The organism is Pseudomonas sp. PS01299 (assembly GCF_029960145.1).
Taxonomy (GTDB): Bacteria; Pseudomonadota; Gammaproteobacteria; order Pseudomonadales; family Pseudomonadaceae; genus Aquipseudomonas; species Aquipseudomonas putida_A.
Genome location: NZ_JASCPO010000151.1, coordinates 1 through 13,972, shown reverse-complemented (window position 1 = coordinate 13,972; position 13,972 = coordinate 1). Strand labels below are relative to the sequence as shown.

General features: G+C 60.5%; 16 protein-coding genes. 10 read left to right on the top strand and 6 right to left on the bottom strand.

Annotated elements, in window-relative coordinates; genetic code table 11:
- The first annotated feature begins 206 nt into the window (after positions 1–206).
- Together rhtA and QMX91_RS21725 are read left to right on the top strand one after the other, a co-directional pair.
- Positions 207–1,094, top strand: coding sequence for a threonine/homoserine exporter RhtA (rhtA, locus tag QMX91_RS21730; protein ID WP_134786968.1), 888 nt, complete (start codon positions 207–209; stop codon positions 1,092–1,094).
- Positions 1,095–1,263: 169 nt separating this feature from the next.
- On the top strand, positions 1,264–1,545 hold the full coding sequence (locus QMX91_RS21725; RefSeq protein ID WP_096795010.1) for a hypothetical protein: 282 nt from the start codon (positions 1,264–1,266) through the stop codon (positions 1,543–1,545).
- Position 1,546: 1 nt separating this feature from the next.
- Here the strand turns inward: QMX91_RS21725 and QMX91_RS21720 are convergent, their stop codons facing one another.
- Positions 1,547–2,125: a TetR/AcrR family transcriptional regulator gene (locus tag QMX91_RS21720; RefSeq protein WP_135296259.1), complete on the bottom strand. Its 579-nt coding sequence runs from the start codon at positions 2,123–2,125 to the stop codon at positions 1,547–1,549.
- 92 nt (positions 2,126–2,217) lie between these two features.
- Here QMX91_RS21720 and QMX91_RS21715 point away from each other — a divergent pair, with 92 nt between their 5' ends.
- Positions 2,218–2,946, top strand: coding sequence for an SDR family oxidoreductase (locus tag QMX91_RS21715; protein WP_282413351.1), 729 nt, complete (start codon positions 2,218–2,220; stop codon positions 2,944–2,946).
- A 40-nt stretch (positions 2,947–2,986) separates the two neighbouring features.
- Positions 2,987–3,583 carry a 2-hydroxychromene-2-carboxylate isomerase gene (locus tag QMX91_RS21710; RefSeq protein ID WP_282413350.1) on the top strand — a complete coding sequence of 199 codons (597 nt, stop codon included), beginning with the start codon at positions 2,987–2,989 and terminating at the stop codon, positions 3,581–3,583.
- A 49-nt stretch (positions 3,584–3,632) separates the two neighbouring features.
- On the opposite strand, the gene QMX91_RS21705 is transcribed toward QMX91_RS21710, so the two are convergent.
- From QMX91_RS21705 to QMX91_RS21690, 4 genes are all read right to left on the bottom strand, one after another.
- A complete protein-coding gene (locus QMX91_RS21705) occupies positions 3,633–5,441 on the bottom strand; it encodes an aminopeptidase P family protein (protein ID WP_282413349.1) in 1,809 nt (602 codons plus the stop codon).
- A gap of 55 nt (positions 5,442–5,496) precedes the next feature.
- Positions 5,497–6,663, bottom strand: a complete 1,167-nt coding sequence (locus QMX91_RS21700; protein WP_223009462.1) for an aminotransferase class V-fold PLP-dependent enzyme — start codon at positions 6,661–6,663, stop codon at positions 5,497–5,499.
- Between the two features lie 205 nt (positions 6,664–6,868).
- A complete protein-coding gene (locus QMX91_RS21695; protein ID WP_003226640.1) occupies positions 6,869–7,483 on the bottom strand; it encodes a LysE family translocator in 615 nt (204 codons plus the stop codon).
- Between the two features lie 99 nt (positions 7,484–7,582).
- Positions 7,583–7,840 (bottom strand): hypothetical protein, encoded by a 258-nt coding sequence (locus QMX91_RS21690; RefSeq protein ID WP_041069780.1) that lies wholly within the window; start codon positions 7,838–7,840, stop codon positions 7,583–7,585.
- Between the two features lie 392 nt (positions 7,841–8,232).
- Between QMX91_RS21690 and msuE the strand changes: the two genes are divergently transcribed.
- From msuE to QMX91_RS21670, 4 genes are all read left to right on the top strand, one after another.
- Positions 8,233–8,796 carry an FMN reductase gene (msuE, locus tag QMX91_RS21685; RefSeq protein ID WP_047599911.1) on the top strand — a complete coding sequence of 188 codons (564 nt, stop codon included), beginning with the start codon at positions 8,233–8,235 and terminating at the stop codon, positions 8,794–8,796.
- Positions 8,797–8,806: 10 nt separating this feature from the next.
- Positions 8,807–9,952 carry an FMNH2-dependent alkanesulfonate monooxygenase gene (gene ssuD / locus QMX91_RS21680; RefSeq protein ID WP_223009464.1) on the top strand — a complete coding sequence of 382 codons (1,146 nt, stop codon included), beginning with the start codon at positions 8,807–8,809 and terminating at the stop codon, positions 9,950–9,952.
- Between the two features lie 128 nt (positions 9,953–10,080).
- A complete protein-coding gene (locus QMX91_RS21675; protein WP_282413348.1) occupies positions 10,081–11,268 on the top strand; it encodes an acyl-CoA dehydrogenase family protein in 1,188 nt (395 codons plus the stop codon).
- Positions 11,269–11,293: 25 nt separating this feature from the next.
- Complete coding sequence (locus QMX91_RS21670) at positions 11,294–12,397, top strand: sigma-54 dependent transcriptional regulator (protein WP_135296268.1); 1,104 nt, start codon at positions 11,294–11,296, stop codon at positions 12,395–12,397.
- On the opposite strand, the gene QMX91_RS21665 is transcribed toward QMX91_RS21670, so the two are convergent.
- On the bottom strand, positions 12,394–12,759 hold the full coding sequence (locus tag QMX91_RS21665; protein ID WP_282413347.1) for an antibiotic biosynthesis monooxygenase: 366 nt from the start codon (positions 12,757–12,759) through the stop codon (positions 12,394–12,396). The two genes, QMX91_RS21670 and QMX91_RS21665, sit on opposite strands and share 4 nt — an antisense overlap.
- 96 nt (positions 12,760–12,855) lie before the next feature.
- Here QMX91_RS21665 and soxR point away from each other — a divergent pair, with 96 nt between their 5' ends.
- Both soxR and QMX91_RS21655 read left to right on the top strand, forming a co-directional pair.
- A complete protein-coding gene (soxR, locus tag QMX91_RS21660) occupies positions 12,856–13,305 on the top strand; it encodes a redox-sensitive transcriptional activator SoxR (protein WP_282413346.1) in 450 nt (149 codons plus the stop codon).
- A gap of 103 nt (positions 13,306–13,408) precedes the next feature.
- Positions 13,409–13,867, top strand: a complete 459-nt coding sequence (locus QMX91_RS21655; RefSeq protein ID WP_210558407.1) for a VOC family protein — start codon at positions 13,409–13,411, stop codon at positions 13,865–13,867.
- Positions 13,868–13,972: the final 105 nt, after the last annotated feature.

Sequence of the window (13,972 nt, the reverse complement as noted above, 5' to 3'; positions counted from 1 at the left end):
GAATCTCAAGGAGTTTTCCGTTTCGACTGCGCCGGAAGTGGGGCGAATTATAGACCTCCTGAATCTGCCGTCAACCGTTAATTTCAGTTTTCTATCAATGCACCGAAAAAGCCTGCTTATATATAGATGCAACGTCAGCGAATGCGCAGTATATTGCCCAACACTTAAAACAACACCCTGCTCTCACCTTCGGATGATGCCTCGCAATGACTGACCAACCTCGCTCTCTGGCCTCAATGCTGTTCCCGGTTGGCCTCTTATTAATAGCCATGGCATCCATTCAGTCTGGCGCCTCTCTGGCCAAGAGCATGTTCCCGGTGGTTGGCGCTCAGGGGACGACCACCCTGCGCCTGGTCTTTGCCAGCGTAATCATGCTGTTACTACTGCGTCCGTGGCGCGCCAGGCTGACAGCTCAGTCCCTGCGCACGGTGATCGTTTACGGAATGGCGCTGGGCGGCATGAACTTCCTCTTCTATATGTCATTGCGCACCGTGCCACTTGGCATTGCAGTCGCGCTTGAATTCACGGGTCCGTTGGCCGTCGCCATCTACGCCTCTCGCCGTGCGATCGACTTCCTCTGGATTGCTCTGGCGGCAGCTGGCCTGCTCCTGTTGATTCCCACCGGAGCGACCTCCACGGGAATTGATCTGGTCGGTGCCGGTTACGCCTTGGGGGCCGGCGTGTGCTGGGCGCTGTACATTCTGTTCGGCCAAAAGGCTGGCGCTGACAACGGCGTGACGACCGCGGCCCTGGGCGTGATGATTGCCGCACTGTTTGTCGCCCCGATCGGCATCGTGCATGCCGGCGCGGCATTGCTCACCCCGTCGCTGATCCCGGTCGCCATCGGCGTCGCCATCCTCTCGACTGCTTTGCCCTACACGCTGGAGATGGTCGCCCTCACCCGCATACCAGCCCGCACCTTTGGGACTTTGATGAGCATCGAACCGGCCTTTGGCGCGTTGTCCGGGCTGCTATTCCTGCAGGAGTACCTCACGCTGTCACAATGGATGGCGATCCTGTGCATTATTCTGGCCTCCGTCGGGGCAACCATGACCATGGGCAGTAGCGCCAAACCCGTTGTAGCGGCAGATTGAAACAGGATTTGACGAAGGTCTGGCAATTGGCGTTCATTTAGGCCATGTTTAGGCCCCTTAACTCAGTGCCAGGCATGGATTTTTTCGGACAGGGATATCGAACCGCTTAAAGCGCAGGCGAATACAGGCAGACCCGAGCGCCAGACTCGTGGCTACCATAAGGACGGTAATGAAACGAATTTTGATACTGATCGCTGTATTGGCAGTAGCGGGGTGCGCAGCCACCGCCAAGACCCAAGTGAAGCACGGTAAAAAAGGGCTGCACATCAACTGTTCCGGGCTGTCGTCCTCTTGGGACAAGTGCTACACCAGCGCCGCCAATGCCTGCGCCCCAAAGGGCTACAAAGTCATCGCCAAATCAGGGGACGCCGTGGAAGAACCCGGCGACTACCCGTTCGGTCTCAATCCGGCAGGCTATACCAGCCGCAGCATGATCGTCATCTGCAAATGAATCATGCTGGCTGCTCGCCTTGTCGAGCAGCCAGCTGACGCCCGATTTCCTCATGACTGGATTTCAAAACCGTCCGTTGAATCTCCGGCGTCACCAGCATCCGCGCCACTACCAACGCTCCGACGCATTGCGACAGAACCGCCCACGCCAGGCTGTCGCTTTCCAGGATCTGCGCCCAACTGGCGTGCAACCGACTAATCCACAACTCTGCCTGCTCGCGAACCTGATCATCTGAACGGGCAATTTCCGCACCCAGTGTCGGCAAGGCGCAGCCCGATTCAGGCTGCTCCACGTGAGCCATGCTCAGGTACTGTTTCAGACAGCGTTCCAGCCGCTCACGATCCTGCGCCCCCTGCCCTCCCAGTCGCTCCAGGCTCTGACACAGTTCACGCTCGACGATCGCCGTGAACAGCTCGTTTTTCGACGAGAAGTGGCTATAAAACGCTGCGCCACTCAGGCCGATAGCCTTCATCAAACCATCGACACCGACCGTGGAAAAGCCTGAACGCTTGGCTGACAGCGCGCTGCTGTTCAGCAGTTTTTCTCGGGTTTCCAGCTTGTGACCGGCGGAATACCGCATGTGCTTGCCCTCTTGATCGACCGCCTTGACGTTGCCCGGATCCTAGCATAACGTTCGTTCACTTAACGATCGTTTACTAAAGGGATCTACCCATGAATAACAAGAAGGTCGTGTTGGTGGTGGGTGCTGGCGATGCCACCGGCGGAGCGATTGCCAAGCGCTTTGCCAGAGAAGGTTTTATCGCTTGCGTCACCCGGCGCAGCGCCGACAAATTGCAGCCGCTGGTCGAGGCGATTCAGGCCGAGGGTGGCGAAGCTCACGGCTTTGCCTGCGATGCGCGCAAGGAAGAAGACGTCATTGCGTTGATTGAAGAGATTGAAACCCACCTCGGCCCGATCGAAGCGTTTGTCTTCAACATTGGTGCCAACGTGCCTTGCAGCATTCTCGAAGAAACTGCGCGCAAGTATTTCAAGATCTGGGAAATGGCCTGTTTCTCGGGCTTTCTCAATGCCCGCGAAGTGGCCAAGCGCATGGTCACCCGCCAACGCGGCACCATTCTGTTCACTGGCGCCACCGCCGGGCTGCGCGGTGCTTCCGGATTTGCCGCGTTTGCCGGCGCCAAACACGGTATCCGTGCACTGGCACAAAGCATGGCTCGCGAGTTGGGCCCGATGAATATCCACGTCGCCCATGTAGTGGTCGATGGCGCGATCGATACCGACTTCATACGCAACAGTTTCCCGGAGAAGTACGCGACCAAGGATCAGGACGGTATTCTCAATCCCGAACACATCGCCGAAAACTACTGGTATCTGCACAGTCAGCCACGGGATGCCTGGACCTTCGAGCTGGATCTGCGCCCGTGGAACGAACGCTGGTAAGCCCCGCCTCCTCCATAACAATAATCAGAGAGCAGCGAACATGACGAAAACCGTGGAGTTCTATTTCGACCTCGGCAGCCCTGCCACCTACCTGGCTTACACCCAATTACCGAAAATATGTGCCGCAACTCAAAGCGAGCTGATCTATATCCCGATGCTGCTGGGCGGCGTGTTCAAGGCGACTGGCAACGCGTCGCCGGCGATGATTCCGGCGAAGGGCCGCTACATGTTTCAGGATCTGGATCGCTACGCCAAACGTTATGGCGTGCCGCTGAAATTCAATCCGCATTTCCCGATCAACACGCTGATGCTGATGCGCGCGGTCACCGGCATCCAACTGCGCCAGCCGGAACGCTTTCACGCATTTATCGATTGTCTGTTCAAGGCATTGTGGGTGGAGGGACGCGCTCTCGATGAGCCGGCAACTGTCGCTGCGGTATTGAGCGAAAATGAATTCGACCCCAATGAAGTCCTGGCCCTGACCAACGACGAGGCGGTAAAGGCAGCCCTGAAGGACAACACCGAAACAGCCATTAAACGCGGGGTGTTTGGCGCGCCGAGCATGTTTATCGGCAACCAGATGTTCTTTGGACAGGACCGCCTCGACTTCGTCGAAGAGGCCCTGCGTCAGGCTTAGAAAAACCTCAGAACCCGGACGCTGCCAACAGCGCCCGGGTTTCAGCCATTCAAATCGCCGCTGTGCGCGTGTTCAGCCACTCCAGCGCGGCCCCCTCCAGCAACGGACTCAGACGCTCACGCACTTCAGCATGGTAGGCGTTGAACCACTGCTTCTCTTCCTGCGTCAGCAAGGATGGCTCCAGGCAGCGCGTATCGATCGGGCACAGGGTCAAGGTTTCAAACTTGAGGAACTCACCGAACTCGCTGCTCCCCGCCTCGCGGTTCATCGCCAGGTTCTCGATGCGCACGCCCCAACGACCCGGACGATAGGTGCCCGGTTCAATCGAGGTGATCATCCCCGGTTGCATCGCCGTTTGCGGTGCCGGTGCTGCCTGATAGGCGATCACCTGCGGGCCTTCGTGCACGTTGAGGAAATAGCCGACCCCATGACCGGTGCCGTGACCGTAATCCACGTTTTCCGCCCAGATCGGTGCGCGGGCGATGGCATCGAGCAACGGCGAGAGAATGCCTTTCGGGAACTGCGCCCGCGACAGCGCGATAACGCCTTTGAGTACGCGAGTGCAATCACGCTTCTGCTCGTCCGTCGGGGTTCCGACCGGGACCATTCGGGTGATGTCGGTGGTGCCGCCCAGGTACTGGCCGCCCGAGTCGATCAGCAGCAAGCCGTCGCCTTCGATCACCGCGTGTTCTTCTTCGGTGGCGTGATAGTGCGGCATCGCGCCATTGGCGTTAAACGCGGCAATCGTGTTGAAGCTCAACGACACGTAATCCGGACGGCGCTCACGGGCAGCGGTGAGTTTTTCGTCGATGGTCAGTTCGGTGATGCGTTCACGCCCCCAGGCCGATTCCAGCCAGGCGAAGAATTCGCACAACGCCGCGCCATCCTGCTCCATGGCCTTGCGGATATGCTGCGCATCAGCCTCGCTTTTTTGCGATTTGGCGAGGGTGGTCGGGTTCAAGCCTTCGACCAGTTTCACCGCGCTGTCGAGGTTATCCAGCAAACCGCTGGTCACCCGCGCCGGATCCACCAGCAGGCTGGCGCCGCCTGGTACAGCGCGCAAGGCGTCGGCGACCTCGCGGTAATCGCGCAGAGTCACGCCGTCCTGTTCCAGCACTGCACGCAGCTCGGCATCGACTTTGCTCAAGGCCACAAACAGCGTGGCCTGCTGTTGATTGATCAACGCAAAAGAAACAAACACTGGGTTGAACGACACGTCGCCGCCGCGCAGGTTGAACAGCCAGGCGATGTCATCGAGGGTGGCGATGAAGTGCCAATCGGCGCCACGTTCCTGCAGGGTCTCGCGCAGTTTGGCGAGTTTTTCGCCACGGCTGACCGTCGCTTGCGGTGGCACATGCTGATAGATCGGCGCGTTCGGCAGGCTCGGGCGATCCGCCCAGACTTCATTCAACAGGTCGATGTCAGTGCGCAGACGCGCGCCGCGGGCTTCGAGCTTGCTGCTCAGGGTGCGCGCTGAAGCCACGGCCATCACCGCACCGTCGACCGCGACTACGCCACCTTCCGGGGTCTGCTCGGCCAGCCAGTCCAGCGGACTCGGCTGACCCGGTTGCAGCTTGACCAGTTCGATGCCGCTGCCCTTGAGTTCCTTGGTCGCCTGTTCCCAATAGCGACTGTCGGCCCAGACCCCGGCGAAATCAGCAGTCACGATCAAAGTGCCGACCGAACCATGGAAGCCCGACAGCCATTGCCGCCCCTGCCAATAACCCGGCAGGTATTCCGACAGATGCGGGTCGGCCGATGGCACCAGCAACGCATGAATGCCTTCACGGCGCATCAATTCACGGGTGTGCGCCAGGCGCTGGGGAACCGTTCCTTCGGTCAAAGTCTGGGTACTCATCATGTCTCCTGCCAATCACTTCATCGTTATTGTTCGTAGCCGTGAAAACGGCTGGTTAAAGCCCTGTCGCCCAGAATGCCGGGGCACTGGCGCAGGCGCTTTTGATCAGTTCTGCCGCCTGATCGATATCGTCGGCGGTGGTGAAACGGCCGAGGCTCAGACGAATGGTGCGACCGGCCAGCCGGGCGTCGTGCCCCAGTGCCAGCAGCACGTGAGAAGGCGTGTTGCTCGCCGAGTTGCAGGCCGAGGTCGCGGAAAAGGCGATCGACTGGCTCAAGGCCGCACTGTTGAATTCACCTTCGCTGAAAGTCAGGCTCAACGTGTGCGCGATACGCTGGCTGGCGCTGCCGTTGAGGCGTACGCCCGGCAGACTCAGCAACTGTTCGAGCAGCCGTTCACGCAGCGCCACGATGGACTTTTTCTCGGCATCGAATTCGGCAGCCGCCAAGGCGAATGCCGCGCCCATGCCGGCGATCTGATGCGTCGCCAGGGTCCCGGAGCGCAGCCCGCCTTCATGACCGCCGCCATGAATCTGCGCCTGCAAACGCTGCTGCGCGCGCGGGCCGACATACAACGCGCCGATCCCCTTGGGACCGTAAAGCTTGTGCGCGGAAAACGACATCAAGTCCACTGGCCACTGCTGCAGATCAATCGCCACTTTGCCGGCGCCCTGCGCAGCATCGACATGAAACAACGCGCCACGGCCGCGCACGACTTCACCGATCGCCGGGATATTGTTGAGGGTGCCGAGTTCGTTGTTGACCAGCATCAGCGACACCAGAAAGGTGTCGTCGCGCATGGCTTCGCTGACTGCCTGCGGGGTGATCAGGCCTTCGGCGTCCGGTACCAGATAGGTCACCGCGACGCCGGCATCCTGCAATTGCCGGGCAGTATCGAGAATGGCTTTGTGTTCGATCTGACTGGTAATGATGTGGCCGCCGGCAACGCCGCGCGCCTGGGCCACGCCCTTGAGGGCGAGGTTGTTGGATTCGGTGGCGCCGGAGGTCCAGACGATCTGCGCAGCCTCGGCGCCGACCAGTTCGGCGACTTGCCGACGGGCCTGCTCGACCGTGTGCCGGGCCTGCTGGCCGAAGGCATGGGAGCTGGACGCCGGGTTGCCGAAGTTACCGTGAAAACCCAGACAATCGATCATCACCTGGATGACCCGCTCGTCCACCGGGGTGGTGGCGGCGTAATCGAAATACAACGGACGTTTATTCATAAAAGACTCGCAGAGCGTGTTCCGGGATCAGGAGGCTCGTGTCTGCAAACGGCACAGCGCAGCCTTGTGAGCTGCGCCTGGGTTCGAGACCGTCATCAATACCTGATCGGATGCCGTTAAAGAAGAACAACTTCATTTAAAAGTGCGTAGGAACGCTCCTGAAGCCGAGCTTAACAGGCATCGGGCCGGCGGTTGAAGCAATGCGTCAGTGAAAGCTTTCGAGAAGTAACGGGTACAGCGAAATCACCAACAGCGCCGCCATGCCCCAGTTGAACACGCGCAACCAGCGCGGGTCCTTCAGCACGTTACGCAGCAGCGTGCCGCACGCTGCCCAGACGCCGACGCTGGGCAGGTTGATGATGGCGAACACCGCAGCGATCACCACTACGTTGGTGAAGTAACCCTGCATCGGCGTGTAGGTGCTGATGGCGCCGATGGCCATGATCCAGGCCTTGGGATTGACCCACTGAAACGCGGCGGCACCCAGATAGCTGATCGGTTTGGCCTCGCCTTCCACGCCCTCACCCACCGGCCCCGAGTGGGCGATTTTCCACGCCAGGTACAACAGATATGCAGCACCGAGATAGCGCAGCACCGTGTAGAGAATCGGGTAAGTCTGGAACACCGCGCCCAGGCCAAAGCCCACCGCGACCACCAATACGAAGAAACCGCAGGTGATGCCGAGCATGTGAGGAATGGTGCGGTTGAAGCCGAAGTTCACGCCCGACGCCAGCAACATGGTGTTGTTCGGCCCCGGTGTAATCGAGGTGACAAGGGCAAACAGGGCAAAGCCCAACAGCAGATCAAGCGAGAGGGTCATGGGGCAATCCGTCAGGGTCATTCAGGTGTTGACCCTATCGCACGGCAGCGCGCAAACCCACGGACAGTTACGCGAAAATTCAAGCAGTACAGTTTGCGATTAGCTTGGACGACCGTGCAGCTGTATGGCTCGCCCGGCGCTCATTTCAGCTTTCTTGTCGAATTGCGATTCGCCCAGTAGTGCAGCTTTCTTCGCGTGATATTCGTCGAAAGACAAGCCGCTGCGGTTCAGCGCTTCCATTGCCAGTTCGCGGGTTTCTTCGGCGGTGTACGGCCGTTGTTCGGGGGAAACGTGGGTCGCGCAACCGGCGAGTACGGAGACAGCGAGCAGCAGCGAAACAGTCAGTAAACGATTCATGGGGAGCGTCCTGGCGAGCGGTGGTAGTCGATGGACAAAGGCTACGCCCGCGCCTCTCCGGGCAAAAATCAACGCTCTCAATAGTGGCTATCAGGATTTCAGCTTTAACGCCCTCATATCTCTTAACGATCTATAAATATCGATTAACGTTCTTTTACGGAATAACCAGCAGCCGCTATAAATCCCTGCACACGGCGAACAACTGTTGCTCCAGCAACTGTTGCCCAGGCAACAGCAGATCAGCAAACCCGCCTGATATCTGCACAACCGACTCACGCCAGAGCGCTAAGGCCCAAGTAAACCGGGCCTCTCAGGAATTGGTACAGCGCTTGCTCAAGCCTTGGCACTTACTCACTGCTCGCTGAGCAACTGTTGATAAAAAGGAACTGATCATGTCGCGTCCCCTGAAAGTCGTCGCCCTCTCCGGCGGCACCTGGCGTCCATCGCGCACGCTGGTGCTGACCCAAGCGCTGTTGGCCGAACTGGCCGGACACTTACCGGTCGAGAGTCATCTGATCGAACTCGGTGACATCGCCCGGCCGTTGGGTGGTGCCCTGTCGCGTCAGGAGCTGAGCGCCGAGGTCGAGGCCGAACTGCAAGCCATCGAACAGGCCGATCTGCTGATCGTCGCCGCGCCGGTGTATCGCGGTTCCTACCCGGGACTGCTCAAGCATCTGTTCGACCTGATCGACCTCAACGCACTGATCGACACCCCGGTGCTGCTCGCCGCCACCGGTGGCAGTGAGCGCCATGCGCTGGTACTCGATCATCAGTTGCGGCCGCTGTTCAGTTTCTTCCAGGCCGTGACCCTGCCCATTGGCGTGTACGCCACCGAGGCCGATTTCGCCGACTACCAGATCACCAGCGAACCGCTGAAAGCGCGGATCCGTCTGGCCGCCGAACGCGCCGCGCCGCTGTTCGGCACACAAATCAAACCGTTGCTGAAAATCGCTTAAGGAGCTGTTCATGGATGTTTTCTGGTTCCTGCCGACCCACGGCGACGGCCATTACCTGGGCACCACCCAAGGCGCGCGCCCGGTCACCCTGAATTATCTGAAACAAGTGGCGCAAGCCGCCGACAGCCTCGGCTATCACGGCGTGCTGATTCCCACCGGGCGCTCCTGCGAAGACTCGTGGGTGATCGCCTCGGCGCTGGTGCCGTTGACCGAACGCCTGCGTTATCTGGTAGCGATCCGCCCGGGGATCATTTCGCCCACCGTTTCGGCGCGCATGGCGGCAACGCTCGATCGACTGTCCAATGGTCGTCTGCTGATCAACGTGGTGACCGGCGGCGACCCCGACGAAAACCGTGGCGACGGCAGCTTCCTGAGCCACAGCGAACGCTACGAAGTCACCGACGAATTCCTCAGGATCTGGCGCCGGGTGTTGCAAGGCGAATCGGTGGATTTCGAGGGCAAGCACCTGAAAGTGCAGAACGCCAAAGCCTTGTATCCGCCGGTGCAGAAACCGTATCCACCGTTGTATTTCGGCGGCTCGTCCGACGCGGCGCATGACCTCGCTGCCGAGCAAGTCGACGTGTACCTGACCTGGGGCGAACCGCCCGCCGCCGTTGCCGAAAAACTCGCCGATGTACGTGAACGTGCCGCTCGCCATGGACGCAAGGTGAAGTTCGGTATTCGCCTGCACGTCATCGTTCGCGAGACCGCCGAAGAGGCGTGGAAGGCTGCGGACAAACTGATCGAGCACATCAGCGACGAGACCATCGAAGCCGCGCAGAAATCCTTCTCGCGCTTCGACTCCGAAGGCCAGCGGCGCATGGCGGCGTTGCATGACGGGCGTCGCGACAACCTGGAAATCGCCCCCAACCTGTGGGCCGGCGTCGGTCTGGTACGCGGCGGTGCCGGTACCGCGCTGGTGGGCGATCCGCAGCAAGTGGCCGCGCGGATCAAGGAGTACGCCGACCTCGGTATCGAGAGCTTCATCTTTTCCGGTTATCCGCACCTGGAAGAGGCTTACCGCTTTGCCGAACTGGTGTTCCCGCTGCTGCCCGAACCGTATGCAAGCCTGGCTGGACGCGGCGTGACCAACCTCACCGGGCCGTTTGGCGAAATGATTGCCAACGATGTGTTGCCCGGCCAAGCCAAGGCCTAAAAACGCCCATTGTAGGAGTGAGCCTGCTCGCGAAAGCGGTGTATCTGAGACGGTGATGTCGACTGTGCTGACCACATCGCGAGCAGGCTCACTCCTACAGGGATTGCATCGATTTTGAGGAACACCGTGTGACCGCCAAACCACAAAGCACCCTGCTCTCCCCGCTGCAGACCGCGCGCCAACTGGCCGCCGAATTCGCCGTCACCGCCGTCGAACGTGACGAGCGCGGCGGTACGCCGAAGGCCGAACGCGATGCCCTGCGCGACAGCGGCCTGCTGGCCCTGAGCATTCCCACCCGCTACGGCGGCCTCGGCGCGACATGGAGCGAAACCCTGCAAGTCGTGCGCGAGTTCGCCAAGGTCGACAGCTCCATCGCCCACGTCTTCGGTTTTCATCACCTGATGCTCGCCACCGTGCGCCTGTTCTCGCGGCCCGAACAATGGCAGCCGTGGTTCGAACAGACCGCGCGGCAGAACTGGTTCTGGGGCAACGCCCTCAACCCGCTCGACACCCGCACCGTGGTCAAGGACCTTGGCGGTTGGCGCGAGTTTTCCGGGAAGAAAAGCTTCTGCTCCGGCGCCAGCGATTCGCAGATGCTGATCGCTTCGGCCGTCGACGAAAGCGCCGGCGGCAAGTTGCTGATCGCGGCGATCCCCAGCGGTCGCAGCGGCATCACCCTGCACGACGACTGGAACAACATCGGCCAGCGCCAGACCGACAGTGGCAGCGCCACGTTCGAACGGGTGCGGGTCGAAGAATCCGAGCTACTGCTCGATCCCGGGCCGTTGAGCACACCGTTCGCCTGCCTGCGTCCGCTGATCGCGCAACTGACCTTCACTCACATGTTTCTCGGCATCGCCGAAGGTGCCTTTGAGGAAGCCCGGCAATACACCCTGAGCGAAACCCGGCTCTGGCACAAATCCGCCGCCCGCAATGTGCGTGAAGACCCGTACGTGCTCGCGCATTACGGCGAGTTCTGGGTCGCGCTGGAAGGCATCCGCCTGCTGGTCGAACGGGCCGCCGCGCTGCTTGACGAGGCCTGGGCCCAAGGCCCGAACCTGACGGCAGAAGAGCGTGGACATCTGGCCACGGCGATTGCCACCGCCAAGGTCGCCGCCAGTCGTCAGGGGCTGGATATTTGCAGCCGTTTGTTCGAAGTCACTGGCGCGCGCTCGACCCACGCTTCGCTGCGTCTCGATCGGCACTGGCGCAACCTGCGCACGCAGACCCTGCACGACCCCCTCGATTACAAACTCCACGAGCTGGGCGACTGGGCGCTGAACCAGGCGCTGCCGGTGCCGACGTTCTATTCCTGATCTTGCCTTTAATGGAGCGAGCCCCATGCAACTGCTGACCCTTCCGCCCTCACCCGCGCTGGCGACATCGATCCGCGCCACCGCGCAGGTCTTCGAAGACCCCAAGTCCCAGGCCCTGCTCGCGCATCTGCAACAGGTCGCGCCGAGCGAAGCCAGCGTACTGATCATCGGCGAGACCGGCACCGGCAAGGAGCTGGTGGCGCGGCACATCCATAACCTGAGCCACCGCCGGCATCGGCCGTTTGTCGCGGTCAACTGCGGCGCGTTTTCCGAATCGCTGGTGGAAGCCGAGCTGTTCGGCCATGAAAAAGGCGCCTTCACTGGCGCCCTCAGCGCCAAGGCCGGGTGGTTCGAAGAGGCGGATGGCGGCACCTTGTTCCTCGACGAAATCGGCGATTTGCCGATGGCAATTCAGGTCAAGTTGCTGCGGGTGTTGCAGGAGCGCGAAGTGGTGCGCCTCGGCTCGCGCAAAAGCATTCCGATCGATGTGCGCGTGCTGGCCGCGACCAACGTGCAACTGGAGAAAGCGATCAATGCCGGAAACTTCCGCGAAGACCTGTTCTACCGATTGAACGTGGTCAATCTTGAGCTCAGCCCGTTGCGCGAGCGGCCCGGCGATATCCTGCCGCTGACCCGACATTTCATCGAGGCCTACAGCCAACGCCTGGGTTACGGACGGGTCAGTATCAGCCCCGGTGCCGAACAGAAACTGCGCAGCTACAGTTGGCCGGGCAATATTCGCGAACTGGAAAACGTCATCCACCACACCCTGTTGATCTGCCGCAACGGCGTGATCGAACGCGATGATCTGCGCCTGTCGAACCTGCGCATCGAGCGCCCGGACGATCAGCAGTCGAACACCGACGATTCACCGGAAGCGCTGCTGGAGCGAGCCTTCCAGAAGCTCTTCGAACAACAGGCCGGCGCCCTCCACGAAAAGGTCGAAGACGCCCTGCTGCGCGCCGCCTATCGCTTCTGCCATTACAACCAGGTGCACACCGCCGCGCTGCTCGGTCTGAGCCGCAATGTCACCCGCACGCGGCTGATCAAGATCGGCGAACTGGCGGTGAACAAGCGGCGACTCACGGAGAACCTGCACGGTGAACGCCTGATCCAGTTGTCGATCTAGCCGACCAGATTGCAGTGCAGCGCATCGTCATGACTGCGGGCGATGCTGCTCAACACCTGGAATGAATTGAAGGTCACGGTTTTCGCCTGATGGGCGCGGATCAGCTGCCAGAAATCCTGCTCGCCGCTTTCAAAGCTACAGAACGCCGCCTCCCCGGCTTCGCGGCTCTGCCACTGCAGCAAGCTCAGCACCCGCCGACCGTCGTCGCTGACCTGGACGCTGGCGCTGACGAAGCCTGCGTAGCGCTGCGCCAGATGTTCGCTCTGCTGCGACAGCGCACTGACCAATGCCGGTTGCTGGCGCGGCTCGATCTCGAATTCGATCAATTGGGTAAAACTGCGATTTTTCGTCGAGGTTTGCATGAGAAGTCCCCACTCATCATTAAGCCGAGTCTTGCGACTCGAAGGCCTGCAGGGTAAAACCTCTAGTTAAGTCAAGGTCAAGAGTCCTTTTGCAAAATGATCACCCCGGAAAATCTGCACAAACAGCTCACCGTGGGCGAAGTCGCCGCGCGCAGCGGAGTCTCGGTCACTGCCCTGCACTTTTATGAATCGAAAGGCCTGATCACCAGCCAGCGCAATGCCGGCAATCAGCGCCGTTACCCACGGGCAGTGTTGCGCCGGGTGGCGTTGATCAAGGTCGCGCAGCGTCTGGGTATTCCGCTGGCGGAGATTGGCGAGGCGCTGAAGAGACTCCCCGACGACCGCGCTCCGACAGCAGCAGACTGGAAAGTCCTGTCCGAACAATGGCGCCGCGAACTGGACGAGCGGATCAATCAGCTGACCTTGTTGCGTGACCGGCTCACCGGTTGCATCGGTTGCGGGTGTCTGTCGATGGAGGCCTGCCCGTTGCGCAATCAGGGCGATGTGCTCGGTGATCAGGGGCCGGGGGCGCACTTTCTGGACTGACTGCTCGTCGGGGAAAAATCCTGGCCGCGCAGACAGTTCTATAGTGAATCTTCCACAAATCCGGTGGAGCCATACCTCGCAAAACAAAAACAGGGAGAACGTCATGAGCGTCAAACCCATTCCCGAGGGGTATCACAGCATTACCCCGTACCTCGGCATCCTCAAGGCTGCCGAAGCCATCGAGTTCTACAAGAAAGCCTTTGGCGCGACCCAGGTCATGCGCCTGGACATGCCCGACGGGCGCATCGGCCACGCCGAACTGCGCATTGGCGACAGCGCGATCATGCTCGGCACACCGTGCGATCAAGGGCCGTTGAGTGGTCCGGACAATGCCGTGTCGGTCGGTCTGCATCTGTATGTCACTGATGTCGACAAGTCCTTTCAACGGGCGCTGGATGCCGGGGCGAAAGCGGTGTCGGAGGTCAAGGATCAGTTTTATGGTGATCGCAGCGGGACGCTGAAGGATCCCTATGGGCACCTGTGGTTTCTGGCAACGCGCAAGGAGGATCTGACGGAAGAGCAGATCAAGCAGCGGGCGATGGAGATGTTCAGTCAGGGTTGAGATTTTCAGGGTTTGGGCTGGCCTCTTCGCGGGCAAGCCCGCTCCCACAGGGATCTCCGGTGTTTATACGATGGGTGTCACACAGAAAAACACTGTGGGAGCGGG